Raw genomic sequence first — 24,384 nt, 5'->3', positions numbered from 1 at the left:
CCATTGTGTTGTGACGGCCCCTACCGGTCGCACGGTGACAGTCCGCTCCCGGTCATACCGGCACGCCCCGCCGCCGGTCACGCCGACGTCTTGCCGTCGCGGATCTTGCACGCTCTCTGTGTGGTGGCGGGCTCGCGGTGGGCACGGGATCGTCGGGCGTTGAGCCGTCGTGCTCGTCGCCACGTCTTGTGACGGTGGCCCGGCGGGGTCGCCGCGGGCCACCGGGGATCAAGGTCAGCCGGCCACGCGGACCGTGGGCTCGTGGCGGACGGGGAAGTTGACCGAGGCGGCGATGAAGCAGGCCTTGTGGGCGTCGGCGTGCAGCGCGATCGCCGTCTCCACCATCTCCGGCGAGCTCACCGTCACCACCGGCCGCAGCACGACCTCGGTGAAGTGGCCGCCCTCTGCGGTCTCGGCCATGGTGCCCTCGGCGGTGTCGACGTAGCCGGTCACGACGACCCCGGCCGTCGAGCACTTGTGCAGGTACCAGAGCATGTGGCACTGCGAGAGCGAGCCCACCAGGAGCTGCTCGGGGTTCCAGCGCGCCGGGTCGCCGCGGAAGGCCGGGTCCGAGCTGCCGAGGATGACCTCGCGGCCGTCGGCGGTCAGCTCGTGCTCGCGGCCGTAGTCGCGATAGCCGCTGGTGCCGGTGCCTTTGTTGCCGGTCCAGGTGACGACGGTCTTGTGGTGGTGCAGGCGGCTCATCGGCGCTTCGTCCTCGCTCTCGTCGGGGGTTCGGCAGGACGAACGTATCGAAACAGCGTCGCCAGGCTTTCCATCAGGGTGGCTCTTGTTCGCACATTACTCGCATGCGTATATTCGCATACGAGTATTCGGCTGCGAGGGGGCACACCATGGGCAGGCGGCGACCGGTGACCAACCTGCTGGCGCTCGCCGTGCTCACCGCCGTCGTCCAGCGCCCCATGCACCCGTACGAGATGGCCTCCGTCCTGCGGGCGCGGGGCAAGGATCAGGACATGCCCATCAAATGGGGCTCGCTCTACACCGTCGTCCGCAACCTGCACAAGCACGGCCTGCTGGAGGAGGTGGAGAGCCGCCGCGAGGGCGGCAGGCCCGAGCGGACCGTCTACCGCATCACCGAGGCCGGTCGTCGCGAGGCCGCGGACTGGACGCGCGAGCTGCTGTCGGAGCCCGCCAGGGAACCGACGGCGTTCGAGGCGGGGCTGTCGGTGATGGGCGGGCTCGGCCCCGACGAGGTCGGCCCGCTGCTGCGCCGCAGGCTGGAACGGCTGGAGGAGCAGATCGAGGCCGACCGGCGGGCGCTGGAGGCGGAGCGGGCCGAGCTGCCGCGCCTCTTCCTCGTCGAGTCGGAGTACGCGCTGGCGATGCGCGAGGCCCAGGCCGCCTGGGTGTGCGCGCTGGTGAAGGAGCTGGAAGGCGGCACGTTCCCCGGCCTCGACGAGTGGCGGACCTATCACCGTACGGGCGAGCTCCCGGACGGATCGGCGGACGTCGCCGCCAGAGGCGCACCGGACGGCTGACCGCGAAAAGCCCGGCGGAGGTGCTGCAACACCGCCGCCGGGCGTACCTCGCATCCGAAGAACCCCTGAAGCGGAGCCTCGGCCACGAGATGGCACCGACAACGATAGCCGGGCTCCCTTCACATGACCGAACAGAGAGAGGGAGCCCTCATGACCACGACCATCACGGGCGCGGTGACGTCCGCCGACGGCACCACGATCGGCTACCACGAGGTCGGCAGCGGCCCCGGCCTGGTGATCGTGCACGGCGCCATGCAGACCGGCCGCAGCCAGCTCGACCTCGCCCGCGCCCTGGCGGACGACTTCACCTGCTACCTGCCCGACCGGCGCGGCAGGGGAGCGAGCGGCCCCGTGGGCCCCGCGTACGGGCTGGAGCGCGAGGTCGCCGACCTCGGCGCGCTCTTGGAGGCCACCGGAGCCTCCTATGTCGCCGGGGCCGGCTCCGGCGCGATCATCACGCTGCGGACGCTGCTCGCCAGGCCGGGCGGCGTGCGCAGGGCCGTCGTGTTCGAGCCGCCGCTGCTCCCCGACGCCACCGCTCTAAGAGGTCACCTGCGCCGCCTGGAGAGCGAGCTCGACGCGGGCGACACCGCCGCGGCGCTGGTCACCGGCATGAAGGCGGCCGAACTCGGCCCGCCGATCTTCAAGGTGATGCCGCGTCCGGTGCTGGAGCCGCTGACCCGCAGGATGATGAAGGGCCCGGGAGCGTCGTTCGCGGAGCTGGCGCCCACCCTGCGCCAGGACCTCGGACTGGCGCTGGAGGCGGCCGGTGACATGGAGGTCTATCGCGAGGTACGCCCGAAGGTGCTGCTGCTCGGCGGCACCAAGACCCGCCCCTACCTGCTCGCGGCGCTCGACGGGCTGGAACGGGTGCTGCCGCACGCCACCAAAGTGCTGATGGAGGGCCTCGACCACAGCGCCACCTCCGACACCGCCGAGCGCGGCAGCCCGGAGCGGGCGGCCGAGGAGATCCGCCGCTTCCTGCTGCGCGATCAGTAGTTCTTCAGGAACGTGGCCGCGACCGGCGCCGCGACCGCACCGCCGCCGCCACCGCCCTCGACGACCACCGCGAACGCCACGTCGCCCTTGAACCCCATGAACCAGGCGTGCTCGTTCAGGTCATCCCCGGTGCCGAACTCCGCGGTGCCCGTCTTGCCGTGGGTGCCCGCGGGCAGGCCGGCCTTGCTCGCGGTGCCCTTGGTCACCACGGCCGCCATCATCTGGTGCAGCCCTTGCTTGACGTCGTCGGGCAGCTTGCGCTCCTTCGCCTTCTGCTTCAGCGAGGGCACCAGCGTCGGCGGACGCCAGGTGCCGTCGGCGATCGCGGCGGCGACCGAGGCCATCGACAGCGGGCTGGCGGTGATCCTCGCCTGCCCGAACGACTCCGCCGCCAGCTCGGCGTCGGACTGCGCCCGGGGGAAGCTGGCCTTGGTGGCCGGCACGCCGATGTTGAGCGGCTGGTTGAATCCGACGTCCTCGGCCGCCTCGAGCAGCTTCTCCGCGCCCAGCTTCTCCTTCGCCAGCGGCGCGAACGTGGTGTTGCACGAGTGGGCGAAGGAGTCGAGCAGCGACACCGAGCCGAACGACTCCTCGCCGGAATTGCGGATCTTCAGGCCGCCGACGGTGGAGTATTTGGGGCAGGTGACCCGGTCCTGCGGCGACATGCCGGCCGCGAGCAGCCCGATCGCGGTCACCGCCTTGAACGTCGACCCGGGCGGATAGCGGCCGTCGAGCGCCCTGTTGAACCCGCCCACGGTGTTGACCACGGCCAGGATCTCGCCGGTCGACGCCTTGATGGCGACCAGCGACGTGGGCTTCTTCATGTGCTTGACGGCCGTCACCGCGGCCTCCTGGGCGCGCGGATCGAGGGTGGTGCGCACCGGCTTCCCACGCTTGCCCTCGATGGTCTTCAGCGTCTTGTCGCCGAGCTTGATCTCCGTCGTGGGCGTGCCCGCGAGCTGCTTCTGGAACGTCTCCTGCAGCCCGCCGCGCCCCACCGCCTGACCGACCTTGTAGGAGGAGCCGAGCTTGGCGACGTCCTTCTTGGTCGCCTTGTCCAGGTAGCCCACGAGCTGCTGCACCGAACCGCCGACCGCGCCGGTGTCGATGCGCGAGCCCTCACTGTCGGTGATCTCGGCGCGCTCGGGCCAGCGGGTCTTCAGCGCGAACTTCTCCCCGCCGGTCAGCGACGGATGCAGCGTCGAGGGCTTCCAGTCGACCTTCCACGTGCGGTCGGACACCACTAGGTCGATCTTGCCCTGGTACGTCCACTCGCCGACGTTCTTCAGGTCGAGCGTGGCGGTATAGGGGACGCTGGCCCGGTCGTCGCCCTCGGTGACCCGGCCCAGCTCGATCTTGGTGGACTTGACGGCGAGCGCGCTGCGCTGCTGGTCGTACGCGGTGAGCTGCTGCGGCTTGGCCAGCTCCTTCGTCATCGCGCTCTTATCGCCCGCCTGCCAGGCCGCGGCGAACCGCTGCGCGGTCTCGGCCGGTGTGCCGCGCGTGTGCAGCACGTAGTAGGCGCCTCCAGCCGCGGCCCCCACCGCGAGCACGGAGGTCACGGACACGATCGCGATGGTACGGCCCCGCGCCACTGATCAGCCCCCTGCTCCTCGACGACAAGTTACGAGACTAGCGGGAGCTCCCAATCAGGACATACCATTCTCGGCTTTGACGCTGGCGGCGTATCTCGGGACGTACTCCTGGCCGGACAGCTTCTGGATGGCGGCCATGATCTCGTCGGTGACCCGGCGGCGGTCCTGCGCCTTGGTGTGGTCGCCGGTGAAGTGCATGGGCGCGCCGATCGCGATGCCGATGGGCGCGGGGCGCGGCACCTTCGCGCCGTACGGCATCACCTTCTCGGTGCCGCTGAGCGCCACCGGCAGCACCGGGGCGCCGGTGCGCAGCGCCAGCCAGGCCACGCCGACCTTGCCGCGGTAGAGGCGGCCGTCGGGGGAGCGGGTGCCCTCGGGGTGGATGCCGAACAGCTCGCCGCGCTCCAGCAGCGCGGCCGCCTCCTCCAGCATGGCCTGCGCCGAGCGCCCGCTCTCGCGGTCGACCGGCAGGCTGCGGCCGAGCCGCATGAAGAAACCCGAGATGGGGTCGCCGGAGAAGTATTCGTTCTTGGCCGTGAACGTCACGTGGCGCGGCAGCAGCGCGGGCAGCAGGAACGAGTCGAGCACCGACAGGTGGTTGGCGGCCAGGATCGCCGGGCCTGTGCGCGGGACGTACGCGGCGCCGGAGATGTGGGGGCGGCACATCGCATGGACGAGCGGCGTCGAAGCGAACTTGGCCACGTGGTAAAGCAACGAGCTCTCCTGATCGTCGGGCTGGCGGCCACCCCACAATAGAGCAGGCGCCTCGCGGGTGTTGCGGGGCGCCTGAGAAAGCTTTGAGGCCGATGTGGCGGTCGCCTCCTCGGCGAGATGCACAACACGGCTCCAGCCGAACGGTATTCCGTGAAGGCGGTAATTTGCGGCCCGGGGGACACAAACCACATCGGCATCTCGAGTTAAGCACACCGGGGGTCCCTAAAGGTAATCGTGGCGGGCCTTTGGGGCCCTGATGGGCGGCTCTCCGGCGGCCTCTGAACAGGGATTTCCCGCCGCCGTAAATGACCCGACACCGGGCAGACGGCGGGGGTTTCCGTACGCGTCCGGCGGGGTTGGGTGCGGACAGCGGCGGGGTGCGCGTTCAGTGAGGCCGGGTGCTGACGGATGGCGAAGGGGTCAGGTGCGTGTCCAGCGGGGCTGGGCGACGTCGAAAACGCGCTGTTCGCGGCCGCGCAGCGCCACCTCGGCGAACTGCCACAGGATCGCACCGGTCGGCGCGTGGATCACGATGGACGGCCCCAGCGGCATCTGCAGCAGCTCGCCCCGCCAGCGCGGCACGCCGGGTGCGAGGAAACGTTCCAGCGGAACGGCGTGCACCGACGCCACCTCGCGGGGATCGGCCACCGGCTCCTGCGGCCCGCCGAACGCCACCACCGGCGTGATCACGAACCCGGAGTCGGTGACGAAGTCGTCGAGCAGCCCGGCCACCTCGACCCCGGTGACGCCGATCTCCTCGGCCAGCTCGCGCAGCGCCGCGTCCTCCGGCCGCTCGCCGTCCTCGGCGCGCCCGCCGGGCAGCGCCCACTGCCCGGCGTTGCGGCCCGCGGCGGAGCGCCTGATCACCACGACGTACGGGCTGCGCTCGGCGTCCTCGAGCACGCACACCGTGACCCCGGCCCTGCGCAGCCCGTCCGCGGGCGGGACCTGCCGCCGCCGGAAGGCGGCCAGCCGGGCGGTGACCTGCGTGCGCAGCTCGTCGATGGGCGGAAGCACCCGTCAAGGATCTCACGCCGCGCGGAAAGCGCGCCGGCTCACGGCCTGCCGACCCTGGTCAGGTCGTGGTGAGCAGGATGCCGAGCATGGTGCCGATCAGCATGGCCGCGCCCGCCGCGATGGCGGCCCAGCGGCCGAGCGGCTCGCCGCGCGTGTGCCCGATGATGCCGAGCACCACGCCGCCCAGCCCGAACAGGATGGGGATGAACAGCAGGGCCATGGCCGCGCAGGCGAACCCCATGATGGACAGCATCTGATCGCTCGTGCGGGGCTCGTCACGGGGCGTGTGCGGTGTGGCGTCGTACGGGTCATGAGGTGAGGTCATGGGCAGGCTTCTCTCAAGGCGGTGACGCGACATCACACGCCTGGGTGGGCGGAGCTGTCGAGTCGTTCGTTCCCGGCATCGGCCCATCTCAAGCCGCCTGTGGCGGGTCCGGCATGGCCCCGTGGAGACGGTGTCACCGGGCCTTCGCCGAGAGCGCGGCGACCGGCGAGTCCGCCTCCCGCGGGATCGAGAGCCGCGCGGGCAGAGGGCGGTGGTGCAGGACGTCGAGGCGGGAGACGGCGCGGGTGAGCGCCACGTACAGGCGGTTGAGGCCGCGCCGCTCGGCCTCGACGATCGCGGCGGGCTCCACGACGACGACGTGGTCGTACTCCAGGCCCTTGCACAGCGTCGCGGGCATGACGCTCAGCCGCTCTCCCGCGTCGAGGCCCTGGAGCGCGGCGGTGAGCGCGGGGACGTGGGCGTCGGCGGCGATGACGCCGATCGACCCCTCGAACGCCATGGCCTCGCGCACGGCGGCGGCGACCCCCTCGCCCAGGTCGGCGACGCGGGTCACCCGCAGCCGCCCGTCCGACCGGTACGAGCGCGTCTCGGGCACCTCGACCTCCAGCGCGGCCAGCAGCGAGTTGGCCAGATCGACCACGGCCGCCGGCACCCGGAAGCCGGTGGTGAGCGCGACGACGCGGGCCCCGGGCTTGCCGAGCAGCGCCATCCGCTCCGGCCATGAGGTGGCCGCCCACGGGGTGGTGCCCTGGGCGAGGTCGCCGAGCACGGTGATCGAGCCGTGCTCGCTGCGGCGGGCGACCGCCCGGCACTCCATCGGCGACAGGTCCTGGGCCTCGTCCACGATGACGTGCCCGTAGCCGCGTGGCCGCTCGATGAGGGCGGCGATCTCGTCGAGCAGCACGAGGTCGGCCGCCGACCACTTCGCGCTCTTCGCGCTGCGCGGCGGTCTGTCCCAGGTGAGCGCGGCGCGTTCGGCATCGGTGAGCAGGCCCCGAGCCGGGTCGGGGGCGTCGTCGGAGGGGCCGCGCAGCACCTCGTACAGGACCTGGACGGGCTTGACCGACGGCCAGACGGTGTCGAGCCAGCCGGTGACGCCCCGGCCGATCTTGCGCAGCCAGGCGGCGTTGGGGGTGGCGCCGCGCTGCTCGGCCTGGCGTCTGATCGCCTCGACGACGCGGGCGCGGACCCGCTCGCGGCCGACCGCGTACGGCACGGACTCGCGGCGCGTGTCGTCCACGATGCGGCGCAGCTCGTCTTCGTAGACCCGCCACCGGTAGGAGCCGTCGGGGACGGCCACGGGCTCGACCGGCTTGCGTATGCGCCCATAAAGCGCCCTGCGCAGCACGTCCGCCATGCGCACGTCGTGCTTGACGGCGGCCGTGTCAGGGTCGTCGACGGCGGTGACGGGGACGGTGGCGAGCAGCTGCCCGAGCGTGGTCTGCTCGACGTCCATCTCGCCGAGCGCGGGCAGCACGGCGGAGATGTAGCCGAGGAAGGCGCGGTTGGGGCCGAGGACGAGCACGCCGTCCCGCTCGAGCCGCCGCCGGTGCGCGTACAGCAGGTAGGCGGCGCGGTGCAGGCCGACGGCGGTCTTGCCGGTGCCGGGCGCGCCCTGCACGCACAGCGAGTTGTCGAGGTCGGCACGTACGAGGTCGTCCTGCTCCGGCTGGATGGTGGCGACGATGTCGCGCATCGGGCCCACGCGGGGACGCTCGATCTCCGCCGCGAGGATCCTGCTCTCGCCCTCCTCGCCCTGACCGAGCCGCTCGTCCTCGAAGCTCGTCAGGGTGGTGCCCGACCAGCCGAAGCGGCGGCGTACGGCGACGCCCTGGGGGTCGCGGGCGCTGGCCCGGTAGAAGGCGCGCGCGACCGGCGCGCGCCAGTCCACCACCACGGGCGTGCCGCCGTGCTCGCCCGCGATGTGCCGCCGCCCGATGTGGTACGCCCGCCCGCGGTGCTCGCCGGCGTCCTGGCCGAAGTCGAGCCGGCCGAAGAACGGCGGCCCCTCGGGCTCCTCGCTCAGCTCCTTGGCCAGGCTCTTCAGGTGGCGTCCCAGCCGTTCGGCGCTGTAGCGGTCGCCGGCCACGGTCTCGCCGACGATGACGTTCTCCCGCGCGTCCCGGAGCATCCTGCGCAGGCCGTCCTTGCAGCGTTCGACGTACGCGCGCTCCTCGTCGAGCGTCGCCATGACACCTCCCAAAGCGTTAACTCGGTTAAGAGATTGACCAGGTTAACACTTTGCTAGGGTTGGCCTCATGGCGGGACTTCGGGAGCTGCAGCGGCAGCGGGTGCGCGAGGCCATCTCATCGGCGGCCATCACGCTCTTTCTTGAACGCGGCTTCGACGAGGTGCCGGTGACGGAGATCGCGGCGGCCGCGGGCGTGTCCAAGCCGACGCTGTTCAAGTACTTCCCGACCAAAGAGGACCTGGTCCTGCACCGCATCGCCGACCACCTCGGCGAGTCGGCCCGCGTGGTGCGCGGGCGCGCGCCGGGGGAGTCGCCGGTCGAGGCGCTGCGCCGCCACTTCCTCGACGGCCTGGCCAGGCATGATCCCGTGACGGGGCTCAACGACGACCCCGAGGTGGTGGCGTACCACCGTATGGTCTTCTTCACCACGCCCAGCCTGCTGGCCCGGCTGCACCAGCACATGGCGCGCGACGAGGAGCTGCTCGCCGAGGCGCTGGCCGAGACCTCCGACGAGCTGACCGCCACCCTGCTCGCCGGGCTGCTGGTGTCGACCCAGCGGGTGCTCGCCCGGCGCAACTGGGCGATGCTGGCCAGCGGCAGGCCGCTCGCCGAGGTGGAGGCCGAGGCGGTGCGCGCCGCCGAGCGCGCCTTCGCGATGTTGCCCACCTGATCGCCACCGGCATGCGCACCCGATGACGACTACACAGAGTATTTGACTGAACACAGAAAGTAGTGGCTAAGATCCTGACTACTCCTTGACCACTTGCATGGCTATGCGGTCTGGAGCATCTGCGGGCTAGTCGTCGGCACTCGAAGGGAGTGAGGGTGAGCGGTTCTTTCGCGCGCCAACGCAGTAACAGCACCGATATGAACGGTCTCGCTCCGTGATAGTCGCGCTCGGCCGCCGCCTGCGTGCCCTGCTGCCGCGCCGAGGCGACCTGGCGGAGATGTGCCGCGAGCCCCGCACCGACCTCATGGCCGGGTTCACCGTCGCCGTCGTCGCGCTGCCGCTCGCGCTCGGCTTCGGCGTCTCATCCGGGCTCGGCGCCGCGTCCGGCCTGGCCACCGCCGTGGTCGCGGGATCGCTCGCCGCGCTGTTCGGCGGCTCCGCGGTGCAGGTGTCGGGCGCGAGCGGCGCGATGACCGTCATCCTCATGCCGATCATGAGCGCTCACGGCGCCACCGGGGTGTTCACCGTCGGCGTGCTGGCCGGGCTGCTGCTCATCGGGCTCGCCCTCATCGGCGCGGGCCGCCATGTGGCCATGGTGCCCGCGCCCGTGATCGCCGGGTTCACCGTCGGCATGGCCTGCGTCATCGGGCTGCAGCAGTTCCCCCACGCGCTCGGCGTGCGGGCCCACGACGGCGACAAGGTCGCCGTCATCGCCTGGCACGCCGTGCTCGACTTCCTCGCCCGGCCCCACTGGTGGGCCGTGGGCACCGCCCTGGTCGTCGCCGTCGTCCTGCTCGCCGGGGCCGCGCTGTGGCCCTCCGTGCCGTGCTCGCTGCTCGCCGTGGCCGCCGCCACGCTCGTCGCCGAGATCGCCGGGCTGCCGCTGGCCCGCATCGGGCCCCTGCCCGCCGGGCTGCCCGCGCCGTCACTCGGCTTCCTCGACCTGGACGCGCTGCCGTCACTCATCGCCCCCGCCGTCGCCGTGGCCGCACTGGCGGCGCTGGAGTCGCTGCTGTCGGCGACCGTGGCCGACAGCATGACCGGCCGCGCCCGCCACCACCCCGACCGCGAGCTGTTCGGCCAGGGCGTCGCCAACCTCGTCACCCCGATGTTCGGCGGCATGCCCGGCACCGGCGCCACCGTGCGAACGGCCGTCAACGTGCGCTCGGGAGCCCGGTCCCGGCTGGCCGCGCTCGCCCACGCCCTCATCCTGGGCGCGCTCGTCTACTCCGCCGCCGGGCTGGTCGCCCGCATCCCGCTCGCCGCGCTGGCCGGCGTGCTGCTCGCCACCGCCGTCCGCATGGTCGAGATCGGCGCCGTACGCGCCATGGTCCGCTCCACCAGGGCCGACGCCGCGGTGCTCGTTCTGACCGCCGTGGCCACCCTCACCCTCGACACCGTGCTGGCCGTCATCCTCGGCCTGGTCGTCGCCGGAGCGCTGGCGCTGCGGGCCATCGCCGGGAACGTCCGCTTCGACCAGGAGCCGCTCCGCCACGACCTGCAGCCCCAGCACACCGTGGAAGAACACGCCCTGCTGGCCGAGCACATCGTCACCTACCGCCTGGAAGGGCCGCTGTTCTTCGCCGCCGCCCACCGCTTCCTGGTGGAGGTGTCGGCGGTGAGCGGGGTGTCGGTGGTGGTGCTGCGCATGCGCCGGGTCACCACCATCGACGCCAGCGGCGCGCTCGTCCTCGGCGACGCCGTCTCCCGGCTGGAGCAGCGCGGCATCGCCGTGTACGTCTCCGGCATCCCCGACGGGCACCATCGGCCTCTGGAAGCGCTCGGCGTGATCGCCCGGCTGCACCAGGCGGGCCGGGTGTTCGCCACCACCGACGAGGCCATCGCGGCCGCTCGCGAACGCCTCCACACGACGGGCGTCGTCCCCGCCTGGCCGGCTGACCCCGTCTCACGCGGCCCCGGACTCGCGATGTACGCGGCCCGGGCCGGTTCGCCCGGCGGGACCTCGCCGCGGTCCTGCCGGACCCCTGACGTGCGCGGCCCGGGCGGGCGGGCCGCGCACACCCCCGGGTCGCGACGCGCGCTGCCTGCCCGGGAGGCCTGCACGCGTCCGGGGTTGCGACGCGCGCTACCCCCTCCCCGAGACGATCGGCACGCGCCGAGGGCGGGCTGCGATCCAGACGGGGAGTGCGCGGAGGGCGCGCTCGGAGTCGCGCGGGGCGGGACAGACGGCCAGGGCTGCGACTGGCAGCGGGTGGTGATGTGCGGCGGTCAGGAGTGTGCCGCGTGGCAAGCGGTGGTGTGCGGCGGGCGGGGTGTGCGCCGTGGCGGATGGTGATGTGCGGCGGTCAGGGTTTGGGCTCGTAGCGGGTGGCGATGGCGGTGGCGCGGGCGTGCAGATCGTCGCGTAACCACTGCGGCGACAGCGCCTCGGCGGCGGCGGCGAGCTGCCACAGCGCCCACACGGCGTGCCTGCGGTCCTGGAAGGACACCAGCAGCCGCAGCCAGCCGTCCGCGCCGGTCTCCTCGGCGTGCACGGCCAGCGCGGTGCCCACCAGTTCCTCCCGCCGCTCGGGGTGCACCCGCAGCTCCACGGTGACCTGGTCGTCGCCGTGGCGGAACCGGGTGCTGCGCTCCTGCCAGGCCCGGTCGAGATCGACGCGCTCCGGCCGCTCCGCGGGCTCGTCCAGCTCCTCGGCGGCCAGCACACGCGACAGCCGGTACGTGCGGTCCTCACCCGAGCGGATGGCCAGCAGGTAACCGCGCCCGCGTACGGTGACCAGCCCGATCGGATCGACCGTGCGCCACGACGGCTCCCGGCCGGGGGTCGCGTAGTGCAGCCGCAGCCTGCGCCCGGCGAAGACCGCGCCCAGCACCGCGGCCATCACCGCGTCGGGCACCTCGTCCATCGGCATCCGGCGCGCGAGCAGATCGGTCTCGGGCTCGATGAGCAGGCGTTCCGCGGCGCCGGCCGCCGTGTCGCGATGACCGTCCGGCAGCGCGTCCACCACCTTGAGCATCGCCGAGGCCAGCGCGGAGCCGAGGCCGAACGCCTGCGCGCCGCGCCGCGACCCGGCGACCAGCAGGGCGAGGGCTTCGTCGCGGTTCAGCCCGGTCAGCTCGGTACGGAAACCGGGCAGCAGCGCGAAGCCGCCGTGCCGCCCGCGTTCGGCGTAGACGGGGACGCCGGCCGCAGACAGCGCCTCGATGTCGCGCAGCACCGTCCGGGTGGAGACCTCCAGCTCGCGGGCCAGCGCGGTGGCGGTCATCCGGCCGTGCCGGCGCAGCAGCAGCACCAGCGCGACCAACCGGTCGGCACGCATGCGAAAACCCTACAGAGATACACGACACAAGATGTCGTGATTTGTCGGAAGGCTGAGCTGCGACGCGAACAACCGCGCCGGCGCGCCATCGTGCGCCGGCCGATACGGAAGGAGCCGATATCACCATGGAGCGAACGGCGGTCAACCCGTGGCCGTGGTCGGTGGATCTGGGCTACAACCAGGCCGAGCTCGTCTCCGGGCACACCAGGACGCTGTACTGCTCGGGTCAGACCGCGATGAGCGCCGACGGCAAGCCGCAGCACGCCGGTGACATGGCCGCGCAGCTCGCGCTGAGCCTCGACAACCTGGAGGCGGTGCTCGCCGAGGGCGGCATGTCCCTGGCGAACCTCGTCCGGCTCAACGTCTACACCACCGACGTGGACCGGGTCTTCGAGCACTACGGCGTGCTGGCGGCGCGGCTCGGCGCGGCCGGGGTCGCGCCGGCCACCACGATGCTCGGCGTGACCCGGCTCGCGCTGCCTGGCCTGATGGTCGAGCTGGAGGGCACGGCGGTGGCCTGACCCCGGCCCCGCGCCCGCCTGGCTCAGCCGGGTCCCGGCCCGTCCCCGGCCCCGGCATCCCGGCGGATTCAGACCGGGCAGGCCGGGGCTCCCTGCTCAGGCCAGAGGCCGGGGCTGGGGGAGGTGCAGGCGGTCGACCGCTTCCCTGCGGGTGCGTTCTGGGCGGCGGTCGTAGCGGGCGGTGGTGGCGGGGGAGGCGTGGCCGACCAGGGCCTGCGCGGTGGCCAGGTCGACGCCCGCGTCCAGCAGCTCGCCGATGAACGTGCGGCGGAAGTCGTGCGGGGTGCGCCGCGCCGCCCCCGCCGCCTCGAAGCGCCGGGTCAGGATGTCGGAGATGCCCTGCCCGGTCAGCCCCACGGGACGCCCGTCGCGCATCCGCAGCCGCCCTGCGGTGCTGATCGGGCTGAACAGCGCACCCGGCGTGGTGCCGCGCACCGCGAGCCACCGTTCGAGCAGCCCGATCGCGTCGGCGGTCAGGTAGACGAGCCGTTCCTTGTCGCGCTTGCCGCGCACCCGCAGCGAGCGCGCGCCGGGGTCGTAGTCGGCGAGCGTGAGCCCGCCCAGCTCGGCGCGGCGGCAGCCGGTCGAGTAGAGCACCGCGATCAGCGCCGCGTCGCGCCTGCCCGCGGGGGAGTCGTCGCAGGCCGCCAGCGCCGCGCCGACCACCTCGGGCGGCACGTGGTGCCCGGCGGGCAGCCGGCTCTGCCGTACCGGGGCCAGGTCGGAGGCGCGCGCCATGTCCTCCGCGCTGGTCTGGCCGAGCCGCCACGCCTCCTTCAGCACCCGGCGCAGCGCCACCAGATGCTTGTTGACGTACGCCGCCGACCAGCCCTGCTCGGTGAGCATCGTGCGGATGCGCACGGTGTGCTCGTACCGCAGCAGGTGCCACGGCTGGCCCGCGCCCGTCGCGTTCTCGTCGCCGGTGAGCATGCGGGCCAGCCGGTCGAGGCAGCCGCGCATGGTGCGGCGCGACTCGGGGCTGGTCAGGGAGTCGAGATAGACGTGGTACGGGTCGCGCGCCGGTTCGACCGCCGGCGCGCCCGGTGCGGATACGGCGGGCAGGCTCACCCGGACGATCTTAGAAGGGTCCGGTCAGCTCGCCCAGCTTGTCGGTCAGCTGAAGGTTCGCCGAGTAGTCGACCGGCACCGCGATCACCGACACCACGTCGTCGGCCAGCGCCTTGCGCAGCGTCGGCAGCAGCTCGCCGGCGCTGCTGATCCGGTAGCCGCGGGCGCCGAAGCTCTCGGCGTACTTCACGAAGTCGGGGTTGCCGAAGGCCACGTTGGAGTCGCGGCCCAGCTCCAGGTCCATCTTCCACTCGATCAGCCCGTACGCGCCGTCCTCCCACACCAGCACCACGAACGGGATGCGCTCGCGCACGGCGGTCTCCAGCTCCTGGGAGTTCATCAGGAACGCGCCGTCGCCGGTCGCCGCCAGCACCTTGCGCCGGGGGCAGGCGAGCTTGGCGGCCAGCGCGCCCGGCACCGCGAACCCCATCGACGACAGCCCGTTCGAGACGATCATCGTGTTCGGCTCGTACGCCGGGTACATGCGGGCCATCCACATCTTCACCGCGCCCGTGTCGGCCAGCACGATGTCCTCGCGCCCCATGGCCTCGCGGATGTCGGCGACCACGCGGCGCGGCGACAGCGGGAACCCGTGCTCCTCGCGGCCCTGCTCCAGCTCCTCGCGCAGCATGCGGCGGATCTTCTCGCCGGTGCCGTTCATGGTGAACCGGCGGTGCACGGCGTCGCCGAGCGCGTGCAGCGAGCGGGAGATGTCGCCGTGCACGCCGACCGCCACCGGGTAGTGGTCGTCCACCTCGGCGGGGAACCGGTGCACGTGGATGATCTTCTTGTCGCGGTTCGGGTTGATCTTGACCGGGTCGAACTCCTGCAGCTCGTAGCCGACCGTGATGAGCACGTCGGCCTCGTCGAAGCCGAAGTTCACGTAGTCGTGCCGCATGAACCCGACCGCGCCGAGCGCGTGCCGGTGGTCGTCGGGGAAGACGCCCTTGCCGTTGAACGTGGTCGCCACCGGCAGCCCCAGCTTCTCCGAGAAGCGCACGAGCGCGTCGGATGCGCCCGCCCGGGTGGCGCCGTGGCCGGCCAGCACGATCGGGCGGCGCGCGGTGGCCAGCACCTCGGCGGCGCGGGCGACCTGGGCGGCGGAGGGGTCCTGCGGGCGTACGACGTTGAGCGGCAGCGGCGCGAGGTCGCCGGGCGCGGGCGCGGACTCGACATCCTCGGGGATGGCCAGGTAGACGGCGCCGGGCCGCTCGGTCTGCGCGGTCTTGAACGCCTTGCGGATCAGCTCGGGCAGCGCCTGCACTGAGGGGGCCAGCTCCGACCACTTCGTGATCGGCTTGAACAGCGACACCAGGTCCACCACCTGGTGGGTCTCCTTATAGATGCGGTCGAGGCCGACCTGCGCGGTGATCGCCACCACCGGGGTGCTGTTGGTCGTGGCGTCGGCCACGCCGAGCTGCAGGTTGATCGCTCCGGGGCCGAGCGTGGCCGAGGCGACCCCGGCCTTGCCGGTCAGCCTGCCGTAGAGCTCCGCCATGAACGCCGCGCCCTGCTCGTGGCGGACGAGGATGTAGCGGATGGAGGAGTCTTTGAGCGCGTCGACGAAGTGGATGTTCTCCTCGCCCGGGATGCCGAAGACGTACTCGACGCCCTCCGCCTCCAGGGCCTGCACGATGAGCTGGGCCGCCGTCTTCTGCGTGGCCTGCGCTGACATGCGAAACGCCTTCTTTCACCTGTGACTGCATCCGTCACAGCACGCGCGCCCCGCCGTTCATTCCAGCCCCTGTGACCAGCGGTCATGGCATTGAGGATGCCTGGATGCCGCACGCGGCGGGCGAGCACTGTGGAGCCATGACGACTCAGACTGAAACGACTCGCCTCGGGACGCGCCGCCTCGGCCGTACCGGTCCTGCCGTCACCTCGCCGGGGCTCGGCTGCATGGGCCTGTCCGGCGCGTACGGACCCATGGACGAGCGCGAAGGCGTACGTGTGGTGCACGCCTACCTCGACGCCGGCGGCACCCTGCTCGACACCGGCGACTTCTACGGCTCGGGGCACAACGAGCTGCTCATCCGGCGCGCGCTCGACGAGCGCGACCGCGACGGCGTCGTGCTGTCGGTCAAGTTCGGGGCCCTGGTCGGCCCGGACGGCGTGATGACCGGGTTCGACGGCCGTCCGGCCGTCGTGGGCAACTTCCTCGCCTACACGCTGCGCCGCCTCGGCACCGACCACGTGGACATCTATCGCCCGGCCCGGCTCGACCCGTCGGTGCCCATCGAGGAGACGGTGGGTGCGATCGCCGAGTGGGTGGAGAAGGGGTACGTGCGCCACATCGGGCTCAGCGAGGTCGGTGCCGAGACCATCCGCAGGGCCGCCGCCGTCGCGCCGATCTCCGACGTGCAGATCGAGTACTCGCTGTTCAGCCGGGGCGTCGAGGACGAGATCCTGCCGGTCTGCCGCGAGCTCGGCATCGGCGTCACCGCGTACGGCGCGCTGTCGCGCGGCCTGATCGGCGGCAGCGGGACCGCCTCCGGCGGCCGCGCGGCCTACCCCCGCTTCCAGGAGGAGAACCTCGAACACAACACCGCGCTCGCCGACCGCCTGAAGGAGCCGGCCGCGGCCAGGGGAGTCTCGGTGGCGCAGCTCGCCATCGCCTGGGTCGCCGCGCAGGGCGAGGACATCGTGCCCATCGTCGGCTCCCGCACCCTGGAGCAGGTCGGCACCATGATCGACGCCGGCGGGCTCGCGCTCACCGCCGAGGAGCTGGCCGAGATCGAGGCCGTCATCCCGCGCGACGCCGCCAGGGGCGACCGTTACCCCGTGCACCTCATGGCGAGCCTGGACAGCGAGCGCCGCTGACCTCCCCCAGCCCGCAAAGCGGCCACCCCGGGTGAGAGGGGGGTGGCCGCCGCTTTCGGGCGGAAAAGTCGCTCGCGGTCGCGCCGGCCTCTCGGATACGATCGCGGGACCGTTCCGGCGGCTGGGGCCCAGGTGACGGGTGTTCGGTCGCCTTCGACCGAAAGTGGGTGTTCTGCGTGGCGTCCCGGATCAGCGAGCTGGTGCTCGCCTGCCGCGACCCTGAGCTGCTGGCGCGGTTCTGGTGCGAGGTGCTGGACTACGTCGAGCTCGACCGCGAAGAGGACGGCTCCATAGAGATCGGGCCGCGCGAGGGGTTCGGCGGGCCGCAGCCGACGATCGTGCTCAGCCCCGAGGACGACGTGCCCGACGCGGGCCTCTTCCGGCTGCACATCGACATCAACGCCACCGACCGCGATCAGGACGCCGAGCTCGAACGCCTGCTCAAGCTCGGCGCCCGCCACGCCGACGTGGGCCAGACGGGCGAGGAGCCCTGGCACGTGCTCGCCGACCCGGAGGGTAACGTGTTCTGCCTGCTCAGGAGGCGTCTCGACCCGCTGTGACGCGGTGCCGGTGCCGGCGCTGGTACGAGTACGCGACCGCGAACGTCAGCGGCCCCCACGCCAGCAGCGGCAGGTAGCAGGCGATGAGGAGTGCGTGCCCGGCACCCGACAGGAACGGGAAACCCGAGCCGAGCTGCAGGATCACCGCGAGCACCGCGTACCCGCAGAGCAGCACGATCAGCGCCGCCCCGGTGTAGGCGGCGGCGAGCACGAGGCGCGGCCGCATGCGCCGCCCGCCCACCAGCGGCAGCCAGCGGGGCGGGACCTCGCCCCAGGGCTTGACGAGCCCGATCGTCAGCAGCGCGGCCAGCTCACTGACGACGCTGAGGCCGACGATGTAGGCGACCTCTCCTGGGGGCAGGTCGCGCACCTCGGGCGGCACGTCGGCGACGTATCCGATGGGCAGCCCGGCCACGAGCGCGACGCGCCACAGTCCCGACGGCAGAGTGACGAGGGCGACGGCGTGCGCGGCGCGCACCGCCCAGCGTGGCGGCGGCGCGGGCGCCTGCCGGGCCGCCATGGAGGACGCCGGGGAAGGCGCCGTGGAAGGCGCCGGGGAAGACGCCCTGGAAAACATGCTCATGCCGGCAGTCTCGTCGCCAGAAGGGGAGCGCCGCCTCCCCCGTCAGAGGGAGGGGGGCCGCCCCGGCGGGGGAGATCGCCTCCCACGGCGGAGAGACCGCCCGCTCACCCGTCGGCCAGGATGCCGGCGACCGCCTGCACGCTGTCGGCGCTGCCCACCACGACGACCACGTCGCCGGCGGCCAGCACGAAGTCGGGGGCAGGGCTGGCGACGATCTGCGCGCCGCGCACAATGGCCACGATCGAGGCGCCCGTACGCGTGCGCACCTGCGCGTCGCCCATCGGCCGCCCCGCGTAGGGCGAGTTCGCGGGGATGGGCAGCTTCTCGCTGACCAGCCCCTCCACTTCGCGGTGCAGCTCGTTGAGCCGCCGGATGATGCGCGGCGCGCCCAGCAGCTCGGCCAGCGCGTCGGCCTCGTCGTCGTTGAGCGTGACGGTCTCGCACGCCTGGTCGGGATCGTGCGGATCGTAGATCACCAGATCGCGGCGGCCGGTGCGGTGCGACACGACGGCGACACGCCGCCCGGAGCGCGTCGTGAACTCGTGTCGCAGTCCTATCCCTGGCAGCCCTGTTTGTTCGATCTCCACCGGTCACCTCACGTCCGTCTTGCACCGCTCGACCGGGGGATCACTCCGGCGGACCTCGCCGTCGTCCCCCTATCGATCCTTTACGAGGATGACAGGATCCCGTAAGTGGACGGCAGGTGCGACTTCCGGGCTTTCTCCCTCTTTTCCGGGTACGGGAAGCCCCGCGACCATCGACATGTGCATCCACCGGCCGCGCCGTACCCCCACTGGCCCGGTGGGCCCAGGAAGATAAAGAGACCGTCCCTGCCACACGGAGGAGTCCGTCCATTCAGCTTTATCAACGTGCGATGAGAAATGATCGCCGCATGACCGCTTCACCGATGCCACGTGGGGGTTCACGATGAGTCTGCAGCAGTTGTACGGCGTTTTACTGGCCGGTGGACTGGTTTTGCTCGCGAGCATCGCCGCGGCGCGCACCGCGAGCCGGCTCGGCCTGCCCGGCCTGCTGCTGTTCCTCGCCCTGGGCGTGCTGCTCGGTGAGGACGTCCTGGGCATCGATTTCGACGACGCCCAGCTCGCGCAGACCCTCGGCACGTCGGCGCTGGGCATCATCCTGGTCGAAGGTGGTTTGAGCACCCGGTGGGCCGACATCAAGCGGCTGATGGTGCCCGCCGGGCTGCTGGCCACGCTCGGTGTGGCGGTCAGCGTGACGATCACCGCCGCTGGAGCGCATTTCCTGCTGGGCTTGAACTGGCAACTGTCCTTGCTGCTCGGCGCGATCGTGTCATCGACGGACGCCGCCGCCGTGTTCTCCGTGCTGCGCGCGCTGCCGCTGCCGCGCCGCGTGGCCGGAATGGTGGAGGCGGAGTCGGGATTCAACGACGCGCCGACCGTCATCTTGGTGCTGGTGTTCTCGACGGTGTTCACCGACCTGCCCAGCCCCGTGGAGATCGTCTCGCAGATCACGTTCGAGCTGGCGGTCGGCGCGGCGATCGGTCTCGCCTGCGGCTGGGCGGGCACGCTCGCCCTGCGGTACGTCGCACTGCCCGCCACCGGCCTGTACCCGCTGGCCACCGTCGGCCTCGGCATCATCGCGTTCGCCGCGGCCGGGGCCCTGCACGCCTCCGGCTTCATCGCCGCCTACCTGGCCGGCCTCGTCCTCGGCAACGCCGAGCTGCCGCACCGCGCCGCCACCCGGTCGTTCGCCGACGGCATCGGCTGGCTGGCGCAGATCGGCCTGTTCGTCATGCTCGGCCTGCTCGTCACCCCGCACGAGCTGCCCAGCGCGCTGCTGCCCGCCGTCGTCATCGGGCTGGTGCTGCTGCTGATCGCCAGGCCGGCGTCCGTCGCGGCCTGCCTGACCTGGTTCCGTACGGGCTGGCGGCACCAGGCGTTCATCGCCTGGGCGGGCCTGCGCGGCGCGGTGCCGATCGTGCTGGCCACCTACCCGATCGTGGCCGAGGTGCCCGGCAGCAAGCACCTGCTGAACATCGTGTTCGTCCTGGTCGTCCTCTACACCCTCGTGCAGGGCCCGACGCTGCCGCTGGTCGCCAGGCTGCTCAAGGTCACCCAGCCGCACCAGGCCAGGGAGGTCGAGATCGAGGCCGCGCCGCTCGACGTCCTCGCGGCCGAGCTGCTCACGCTCACCGTCCCGCCCGGCTCGAAGCTGCACGGCGTGGAGATCTTCGAGCTGCGGCTGCCCAAGCCGTCCATCGTCACCCTCGTCATCCGCGGCGGCGACACCCTCGTACCCGAGCCCGACACCATCCTGCGTGAGGGCGACGAGGTGCTCATCGTCACCACGCCCGCCACCCGTGCCGAGGTCGAACGGCGGCTGCGCGCCGTCGGCAGGGGCGGCCGCCTGGCCCACTGGCACGGCGAGGACGGCGAGCCCGACAACGGCCACGCCGCCGCCGCGCCGCAGGAACAGCGCCGGGAGCCCGCGGCCACGCCCGCCTCCGGCCGCCGCCGGGCCGGGCTGCGCTGGCGCACGAGGTTGACCGGTGGCCGGCAGCGCCACGTCCGGCCCATCGCGCCCCCGCAGCAGGAGCCGCCGGTCGAGCCCGGCGACGACCTGGTGCCCGGCACGGAGTCGGAGTCGGACCGCGCCGTCACCTGACGCCGTAGCGCCCTCGCGCCGCCCACCCGCTCACACGGCGGGCGCGAGGGCGCGCCGGTCCCGGGGATGGCCGGCGGTCGGAGCCGGCGCTCACACGGCGGGCGCGAGGGCGCGCCCGTCACCGCGCCTGCGGAGGTCGTCGCCCGCGCCCGCGAAGCCCGGTGGGCGCGGGACTTCTGGCGCGGTTTCGATGACATTTCCGGGCCGGACCATTACGGTGTCGTGCTGTGCTGGACACGCCGTGTGACCCCCGGAGACACTTCATGCGCTTCGCAGCAGCGATTCTCAGTTTTCTGCTCGCCGCCACCCTCCTACCGGCGAGCCAGGCGGCGGCCGCCACGTCACTGCCCGGCGGCAAGTCCACGTTCGTCGTCTCGCAAGGCCACCTGAAGGCCTCGTCGCAGCAGAACTGGGTACGGCTGGGCAACTACAGCTTCGCCAAGAACGGCACCGTGAGCGCCGGCTTCTACCTGTGGTGGCAGCGCCAGCCCAAGGCCAGGCAGAGCACCGGGACGAAGCCGGACGCGAGCTGCACCACCACGGCCGGGGGCAAGGCCACCAAGGTGCGCGCCTGCCAGGTGCTCACCGCGGGCGGCTTCACCGGCGGTCCGTCCGAGCGGCGCACCGGGACGTACACGGTGTCGGGCAACGTGCTCACGATCACGTGGAAGATCGCCCAGACCTGGACCGAGCAGTGGTACGTCCGCACCTCGCCCGACGGCAAGCTGGCCCGCCTCGACCTCAAGCGGAGCACGCTCGCCACGCACGGCTACGGCTACGGCAGCAACGCCTCCTACGCCACCCGCCGCGCGATGAGCTCGGTGAAGGCGTTTCCCGGCGGGCTCAGGCAGGACCTGACGAGCTGGGCGGGCGGCAAGCTGGTGCCGTCGGCCAACCAGCCGTTCGGCCTCTCCTCGTTCCGTCAGTGCTCCGGCACCACCTCGTGCCTGACGTACCTGCAGCCCTCGTCCAACAGCGCCTGCCAGAAGGAGGGCGGCTGCCCGAGGTACGGCGGCGGGACGAAGGCCAACATCAGCTCCATCCAGTACTACCTGACCATGGTCGGCAAGGGTGACCGCCGCGACACCCTGTGGCACTGGTGCACCTGCCTGGCGATGGAGCGCAAGCAGTTCTGCTACAACGGAAACTCCCACGTCAAGCCGCTTCTGCAGATCATCGACGACTCGGGTGCGTTCCGTGGCTGGGTCGGTGCGGAGGCGTCGTTCTCGACGGACGGCTCCCGCGCCAAGGACATGCTGGCCGTGTTCCGCATCTCCGACTTCCGCTGAGCGCCGGGCCGCCGCTCAGGCTGACCGGATGACGTACCTGTTGCTGGTCTGCGGGGACGAGGAGTCCTACCAGGCGATGCTGGCCGGCCCCGGCTTCCTGCCCGACGGCAGGCGTGGGCCGACGCGCGCGGCGACGGGCTCATCGCGAGCGGCGGCCTCGAACCGCCCGCCGACGCCACCACGGTGCGGGTGCGCGGCGGCGAGGTGCTGATGACCGACGGCCCCTTCGTCGAGCCCAAGGAAGTCGTGGCCGGGTGGCCCGCGGGCGGAGTGCCGCCCGCCCCCGGCGCGTGGCTGGCCATGACCGCCCGCGACAAGGCGATCGACCGGCTGCGCCGGGCCTCGGTGGGCGCGGCCAAGCTGCGCGAGCCGGCCGTACTCCATGAAACCGCCGAGCCGCCCGCCTCGCACGAGGGCGCCGTCGAGGACGACCGCTCCGGCTGATCTTCACGTCTTGCCATCCCCGCCTGCCGTCGAGCCGAGGGCCGCGCTCACCCTGCGCACGCTGGCGGGGCTCACCACGGCCGTGCTCGGCGTGCTCTACCTGCTCTTCTCCGAGGGGTACGCGGCGGGCGCGGGCGACGAGCCGATCCGGCGGGCGCTGACGGACGAGGCCATCCGGCTGGGGCGGCTGCTCGTCCGGCTGCTGCCCGGCGAGCCCGAGGCCGGTGGGCTGCTGGCGCTGATGCTTCTGCACGACGCCCGGCGCGCGGCCCGCGCGGACGGCGCGAGCTGGTGCCGCTGGAGGAGCAGGACCGCTCCCTGGGGGACCGCGAGCGGATCGACGAGGGCGTGGCGCTGCTCGACGACGTGCTGCGGCGGGGCGGGGCGGGGCCGTACCGGATCCAGGCGGCCATCGCCGCCTGCCACGCCACCGCGCCCTCCTTCGAAGAGACGCCGTGGCGGGAGATCGCCGCCCTGTACGCCAGGCTCGAACGCTTCGTCCCCTCCGACGTCGTCCGGCTCAACGACGACCGGCGGGGCGCGGCGGCAGCGGCGACACCCCGCCCTACGCGGTGGAGCGCGAGATCGAGGACCTCGCCGCGGTCGTCGAGGCGGCCGGGGGAGCGGCGGCGGTGTTCGGCAACTCGTCGGGGGCGGTGCTGGCGCCGCGCGCCGCCGCGGCGGGCCTGCCGATCACCCGGCTCGCGCTCTGGGAGCCGCCGCTCCAGCTCGACGCCGGCGCGCCGGACCGGGCCCGCGCCTACGCGGCCGAGCTTTCCGCCTGCCTGGAGGAGGGGCGGCGGCTCGGGCGCGGGTGTGCGGACCCGCTGGGTCGCGGCTCAGGTCACCTGCACCGGGTGGGCGACGATCGCGTCGAACAGGTAACCCATCGTGTTGAACCGCGTGGTGACCGGTTGCACGGCGCCGGTCTCGTCGGTGGCGCGGGCCAGCAGCTCCGTGCGGCCGGGACGCGGGTCGGGCCAGGTGATCTGCCAGCGCGTCCAGGGGCCGCGGCGGCCGCCGTCGAGCAGCCGGGCGTCCCGCCAGCGGGTCCCGCCGTCGGTGCTCACCTCGACGCGGGTGATCCGACCGCGCCCCGACCACGACCTGCCGCGCAGCCGGTACGGCCGTCCCGCCGGGATGCTCGCCTCCCAGCCCAGCTCGAACGCGCTCTTGGTGACCTGCCGGGTGAGCGGCGCGCTGCCCTCGTCCGGGTAGCCGGGCCCGAAGAAGCGGTAGTAGATCGTGTTCCACGGTGAGGAGAGCGGCTCGGTGGACACCTCGATGTCGCCCACCCACTTGATCGAGGCGATGCCGACCCACCCCGGCACCACCACCCGCACGGGGAAGCCGTGGTCGGGCGGCAGCGGCTCGCCGTTCATCTCGTACGCCAGCAGCACGTCGTCGAGCGCCTTGCCGATCGGCAGCGGCAGGCGCACGCGGCCGAGGTCCTGCCCGTCGCTGACATAGTTGGCGTCCAGCCCCGACGGCATGACGTCCACCGCGTTCTTCGACAGCCCGGCGCGGCGCAGCACCGCGCCCAGCGGCACGCCGCGCCAGCGCGCCACCCCGATCGCGCCGAGCCGCCACTGCGTGCCCGACGCCTGCTCGCCCTGCTGGGTGGCGAAGAACGAGCGGCCGTTGCCCGCGCACTCGATGGCCGCGTCCACCGTCACCGACGGCATCGCGCGCAGCTGCGCGTAGCTGAACTCCTGCGGGCGGCGCACTCCTGAGCCGTGCACGCGCAGCCGCCAGGTGGCCGCGTCGATCAGCGGCGTGGCGGTGTGGTTGCGGACGAAGAACCGCTCGTTGGGCACGTGGTAACCGATGTCGCGCAGCGCCTCCCAGCGGGTCTCGGCGTTCGACCCGTGCTCGATGAACACCTCGGGCGGCAGCGGCTTGACGATCGGGCCCGCCGCGCGCCTGACGGCCTCGGCCGCTCCCTGCGCTGTGGCCCCCGCCGTGCCCGCGAGCGGCCCGCTCAGCACCGCGGCCCCGCCCAAGGCGGGAAGCGCGCGGAGCACGGCGCGCCTGCCCGGCAGGTCCTCTCGTCCGGCGTTTCGATACGGCATGCGACCACCTCTCACATTCCGGCTATACCTATCAGTAGACAGGGAAATGGGAGAGGTCAAGAACACGCGTGATCGTGGTCCGGGGTTCTCGAAAGGGCCCTGGCGGGTGGGCCGCTGACGAGAGAG

23 protein-coding genes are annotated in these 24,384 nt (G+C 72.6%); 11 read left to right on the top strand and 12 right to left on the bottom strand.

Annotated features, from left to right (window positions below; translation table 11 throughout):
* Nucleotides 1–234: 234 nt before the first annotated feature.
* Nucleotides 235–705, bottom strand: a complete 471-nt coding sequence (locus tag ACFMQL_RS39925) for an OsmC family protein (RefSeq protein WP_378789953.1) — start codon at nucleotides 703–705, stop codon at nucleotides 235–237.
* Between the two features lie 104 nt (nucleotides 706–809).
* Here ACFMQL_RS39925 and ACFMQL_RS39920 point away from each other — a divergent pair, with 104 nt between their 5' ends.
* Together ACFMQL_RS39920 and ACFMQL_RS39915 are read left to right on the top strand one after the other, a co-directional pair.
* A complete protein-coding gene (locus ACFMQL_RS39920; protein WP_378789951.1) occupies nucleotides 810–1,502 on the top strand; it encodes a PadR family transcriptional regulator in 693 nt (230 codons plus the stop codon).
* A 150-nt stretch (nucleotides 1,503–1,652) separates the two neighbouring features.
* A complete protein-coding gene (locus tag ACFMQL_RS39915) occupies nucleotides 1,653–2,501 on the top strand; it encodes an alpha/beta fold hydrolase (RefSeq protein ID WP_378789949.1) in 849 nt (282 codons plus the stop codon).
* Here ACFMQL_RS39915 and ACFMQL_RS39910 read toward each other — a convergent pair.
* The 5 genes from ACFMQL_RS39910 to ACFMQL_RS39890 all read right to left on the bottom strand — a co-directional run bounded on the left by ACFMQL_RS39910 (nucleotide 2,495) and on the right by ACFMQL_RS39890 (nucleotide 8,304).
* Nucleotides 2,495–4,069 (bottom strand): penicillin-binding transpeptidase domain-containing protein, encoded by a 1,575-nt coding sequence (locus ACFMQL_RS39910; RefSeq protein WP_364064928.1) that lies wholly within the window; start codon nucleotides 4,067–4,069, stop codon nucleotides 2,495–2,497. The genes ACFMQL_RS39915 and ACFMQL_RS39910 overlap by 7 nt on opposite strands.
* Nucleotides 4,070–4,150: 81 nt before the next feature.
* Nucleotides 4,151–4,798, bottom strand: coding sequence for a lysophospholipid acyltransferase family protein (locus ACFMQL_RS39905; RefSeq protein ID WP_364064925.1), 648 nt, complete (start codon nucleotides 4,796–4,798; stop codon nucleotides 4,151–4,153).
* A gap of 432 nt (nucleotides 4,799–5,230) precedes the next feature.
* A complete protein-coding gene (locus tag ACFMQL_RS39900; RefSeq protein WP_364064923.1) occupies nucleotides 5,231–5,827 on the bottom strand; it encodes a CoA pyrophosphatase in 597 nt (198 codons plus the stop codon).
* Between the two features lie 58 nt (nucleotides 5,828–5,885).
* Nucleotides 5,886–6,152 (bottom strand): hypothetical protein, encoded by a 267-nt coding sequence (locus tag ACFMQL_RS39895; protein WP_364064920.1) that lies wholly within the window; start codon nucleotides 6,150–6,152, stop codon nucleotides 5,886–5,888.
* A 133-nt stretch (nucleotides 6,153–6,285) separates the two neighbouring features.
* Nucleotides 6,286–8,304, bottom strand: coding sequence for an AAA family ATPase (locus tag ACFMQL_RS39890; RefSeq protein WP_364064917.1), 2,019 nt, complete (start codon nucleotides 8,302–8,304; stop codon nucleotides 6,286–6,288).
* A 67-nt stretch (nucleotides 8,305–8,371) separates the two neighbouring features.
* Here ACFMQL_RS39890 and ACFMQL_RS39885 point away from each other — a divergent pair, with 67 nt between their 5' ends.
* Both ACFMQL_RS39885 and ACFMQL_RS39880 read left to right on the top strand, forming a co-directional pair.
* Complete coding sequence (locus ACFMQL_RS39885) at nucleotides 8,372–8,974, top strand: TetR family transcriptional regulator (RefSeq protein WP_378789946.1); 603 nt, start codon at nucleotides 8,372–8,374, stop codon at nucleotides 8,972–8,974.
* A 277-nt stretch (nucleotides 8,975–9,251) separates the two neighbouring features.
* A complete protein-coding gene (locus ACFMQL_RS39880; RefSeq protein WP_378790268.1) occupies nucleotides 9,252–11,270 on the top strand; it encodes a SulP family inorganic anion transporter in 2,019 nt (672 codons plus the stop codon).
* Nucleotides 11,271–11,280: 10 nt separating this feature from the next.
* Here ACFMQL_RS39880 and ACFMQL_RS39875 read toward each other — a convergent pair whose 3' ends face one another.
* Nucleotides 11,281–12,255 carry a WYL domain-containing protein gene (locus tag ACFMQL_RS39875; RefSeq protein ID WP_364064911.1) on the bottom strand — a complete coding sequence of 325 codons (975 nt, stop codon included), beginning with the start codon at nucleotides 12,253–12,255 and terminating at the stop codon, nucleotides 11,281–11,283.
* 125 nt (nucleotides 12,256–12,380) lie between these two features.
* Here ACFMQL_RS39875 and ACFMQL_RS39870 point away from each other — a divergent pair, with 125 nt between their 5' ends.
* A complete protein-coding gene (locus tag ACFMQL_RS39870) occupies nucleotides 12,381–12,776 on the top strand; it encodes a RidA family protein (protein ID WP_378789944.1) in 396 nt (131 codons plus the stop codon).
* 96 nt (nucleotides 12,777–12,872) lie between these two features.
* Here ACFMQL_RS39870 and ACFMQL_RS39865 read toward each other — a convergent pair whose 3' ends face one another.
* Nucleotides 12,873–13,844: a tyrosine-type recombinase/integrase gene (locus ACFMQL_RS39865; protein ID WP_364064905.1), complete on the bottom strand. Its 972-nt coding sequence runs from the start codon at nucleotides 13,842–13,844 to the stop codon at nucleotides 12,873–12,875.
* Between the two features lie 10 nt (nucleotides 13,845–13,854).
* On the bottom strand, nucleotides 13,855–15,519 hold the full coding sequence (locus ACFMQL_RS39860; RefSeq protein WP_378789942.1) for an acetolactate synthase large subunit: 1,665 nt from the start codon (nucleotides 15,517–15,519) through the stop codon (nucleotides 13,855–13,857).
* A gap of 137 nt (nucleotides 15,520–15,656) precedes the next feature.
* Here ACFMQL_RS39860 and ACFMQL_RS39855 point away from each other — a divergent pair, with 137 nt between their 5' ends.
* Complete coding sequence (locus ACFMQL_RS39855; protein WP_378789940.1) at nucleotides 15,657–16,664, top strand: aldo/keto reductase; 1,008 nt, start codon at nucleotides 15,657–15,659, stop codon at nucleotides 16,662–16,664.
* 176 nt (nucleotides 16,665–16,840) lie between these two features.
* Nucleotides 16,841–17,224, top strand: coding sequence for a VOC family protein (locus ACFMQL_RS39850; protein WP_364064896.1), 384 nt, complete (start codon nucleotides 16,841–16,843; stop codon nucleotides 17,222–17,224).
* On the opposite strand, the gene ACFMQL_RS39845 is transcribed toward ACFMQL_RS39850, so the two are convergent.
* The gene (locus tag ACFMQL_RS39845; RefSeq protein WP_378789938.1) at nucleotides 17,199–17,744 is read right to left on the bottom strand and encodes a hypothetical protein; all 546 of its coding nucleotides are present in this window, start codon (nucleotides 17,742–17,744) and stop codon (nucleotides 17,199–17,201) included. The genes ACFMQL_RS39850 and ACFMQL_RS39845 overlap by 26 nt on opposite strands.
* Before the next feature lie 167 nt (nucleotides 17,745–17,911).
* Nucleotides 17,912–18,313 (bottom strand): TrkA C-terminal domain-containing protein, encoded by a 402-nt coding sequence (locus ACFMQL_RS39840; protein ID WP_364064891.1) that lies wholly within the window; start codon nucleotides 18,311–18,313, stop codon nucleotides 17,912–17,914.
* Between the two features lie 421 nt (nucleotides 18,314–18,734).
* Here ACFMQL_RS39840 and ACFMQL_RS39835 point away from each other — a divergent pair, with 421 nt between their 5' ends.
* From ACFMQL_RS39835 to ACFMQL_RS39820, 4 genes are all read left to right on the top strand, one after another.
* A complete protein-coding gene (locus ACFMQL_RS39835) occupies nucleotides 18,735–20,453 on the top strand; it encodes a potassium/proton antiporter (protein WP_364064888.1) in 1,719 nt (572 codons plus the stop codon).
* Between the two features lie 263 nt (nucleotides 20,454–20,716).
* Nucleotides 20,717–21,742, top strand: coding sequence for a hypothetical protein (locus ACFMQL_RS39830; protein ID WP_364064885.1), 1,026 nt, complete (start codon nucleotides 20,717–20,719; stop codon nucleotides 21,740–21,742).
* A 189-nt stretch (nucleotides 21,743–21,931) separates the two neighbouring features.
* Nucleotides 21,932–22,186 carry a hypothetical protein gene (locus tag ACFMQL_RS39825; RefSeq protein ID WP_378789935.1) on the top strand — a complete coding sequence of 85 codons (255 nt, stop codon included), beginning with the start codon at nucleotides 21,932–21,934 and terminating at the stop codon, nucleotides 22,184–22,186.
* Nucleotides 22,125–23,084, top strand: coding sequence for a DUF6596 domain-containing protein (locus ACFMQL_RS39820; protein WP_378789933.1), 960 nt, complete (start codon nucleotides 22,125–22,127; stop codon nucleotides 23,082–23,084). The genes ACFMQL_RS39825 and ACFMQL_RS39820 overlap by 62 nt, the downstream gene beginning before the upstream one ends.
* Here the strand turns inward: ACFMQL_RS39820 and ACFMQL_RS39815 are convergent.
* Nucleotides 23,026–24,258, bottom strand: coding sequence for a sulfite oxidase (locus ACFMQL_RS39815; protein ID WP_378789931.1), 1,233 nt, complete (start codon nucleotides 24,256–24,258; stop codon nucleotides 23,026–23,028). The two genes, ACFMQL_RS39820 and ACFMQL_RS39815, sit on opposite strands and share 59 nt — an antisense overlap.
* Nucleotides 24,259–24,384: the final 126 nt, after the last annotated feature.

It is taken from the genome of Nonomuraea fastidiosa (assembly GCF_042751225.1).
Taxonomy (GTDB): domain Bacteria; phylum Actinomycetota; class Actinomycetes; order Streptosporangiales; family Streptosporangiaceae; genus Nonomuraea; species Nonomuraea fastidiosa.
This window is presented reverse-complemented; position numbering and strand designations above follow the sequence as displayed.

Coding starts and splice junctions, on each gene's coding strand:
- ACFMQL_RS39835 (WP_364064888.1), top strand. CDS start 18,735: ATGAGTCTGCAGCAGTTGTACGGCGTTTTACTGGCCGGTGGACTGGTT.
- ACFMQL_RS39890 (WP_364064917.1), bottom strand. CDS start 8,304: ATGGCGACGCTCGACGAGGAGCGCGCGTACGTCGAACGCTGCAAGGAC.
- ACFMQL_RS39915 (WP_378789949.1), top strand. CDS start 1,653: ATGACCACGACCATCACGGGCGCGGTGACGTCCGCCGACGGCACCACG.
- ACFMQL_RS39875 (WP_364064911.1), bottom strand. CDS start 12,255: ATGCGTGCCGACCGGTTGGTCGCGCTGGTGCTGCTGCTGCGCCGGCAC.
- ACFMQL_RS39855 (WP_378789940.1), top strand. CDS start 15,657: ATGACGACTCAGACTGAAACGACTCGCCTCGGGACGCGCCGCCTCGGC.
- ACFMQL_RS39885 (WP_378789946.1), top strand. CDS start 8,372: ATGGCGGGACTTCGGGAGCTGCAGCGGCAGCGGGTGCGCGAGGCCATC.
- ACFMQL_RS39895 (WP_364064920.1), bottom strand. CDS start 6,152: ATGACCTCACCTCATGACCCGTACGACGCCACACCGCACACGCCCCGT.
- ACFMQL_RS39925 (WP_378789953.1), bottom strand. CDS start 705: ATGAGCCGCCTGCACCACCACAAGACCGTCGTCACCTGGACCGGCAAC.
- ACFMQL_RS39920 (WP_378789951.1), top strand. CDS start 810: ATGCGTATATTCGCATACGAGTATTCGGCTGCGAGGGGGCACACCATG.
- ACFMQL_RS39820 (WP_378789933.1), top strand. CDS start 22,125: ATGAAACCGCCGAGCCGCCCGCCTCGCACGAGGGCGCCGTCGAGGACG.
- ACFMQL_RS39830 (WP_364064885.1), top strand. CDS start 20,717: ATGCGCTTCGCAGCAGCGATTCTCAGTTTTCTGCTCGCCGCCACCCTC.
- ACFMQL_RS39845 (WP_378789938.1), bottom strand. CDS start 17,744: ATGGCGGCCCGGCAGGCGCCCGCGCCGCCGCCACGCTGGGCGGTGCGC.
- ACFMQL_RS39870 (WP_378789944.1), top strand. CDS start 12,381: ATGGAGCGAACGGCGGTCAACCCGTGGCCGTGGTCGGTGGATCTGGGC.
- ACFMQL_RS39860 (WP_378789942.1), bottom strand. CDS start 15,519: ATGTCAGCGCAGGCCACGCAGAAGACGGCGGCCCAGCTCATCGTGCAG.
- ACFMQL_RS39880 (WP_378790268.1), top strand. CDS start 9,252: ATGTGCCGCGAGCCCCGCACCGACCTCATGGCCGGGTTCACCGTCGCC.
- ACFMQL_RS39815 (WP_378789931.1), bottom strand. CDS start 24,258: ATGCCGTATCGAAACGCCGGACGAGAGGACCTGCCGGGCAGGCGCGCC.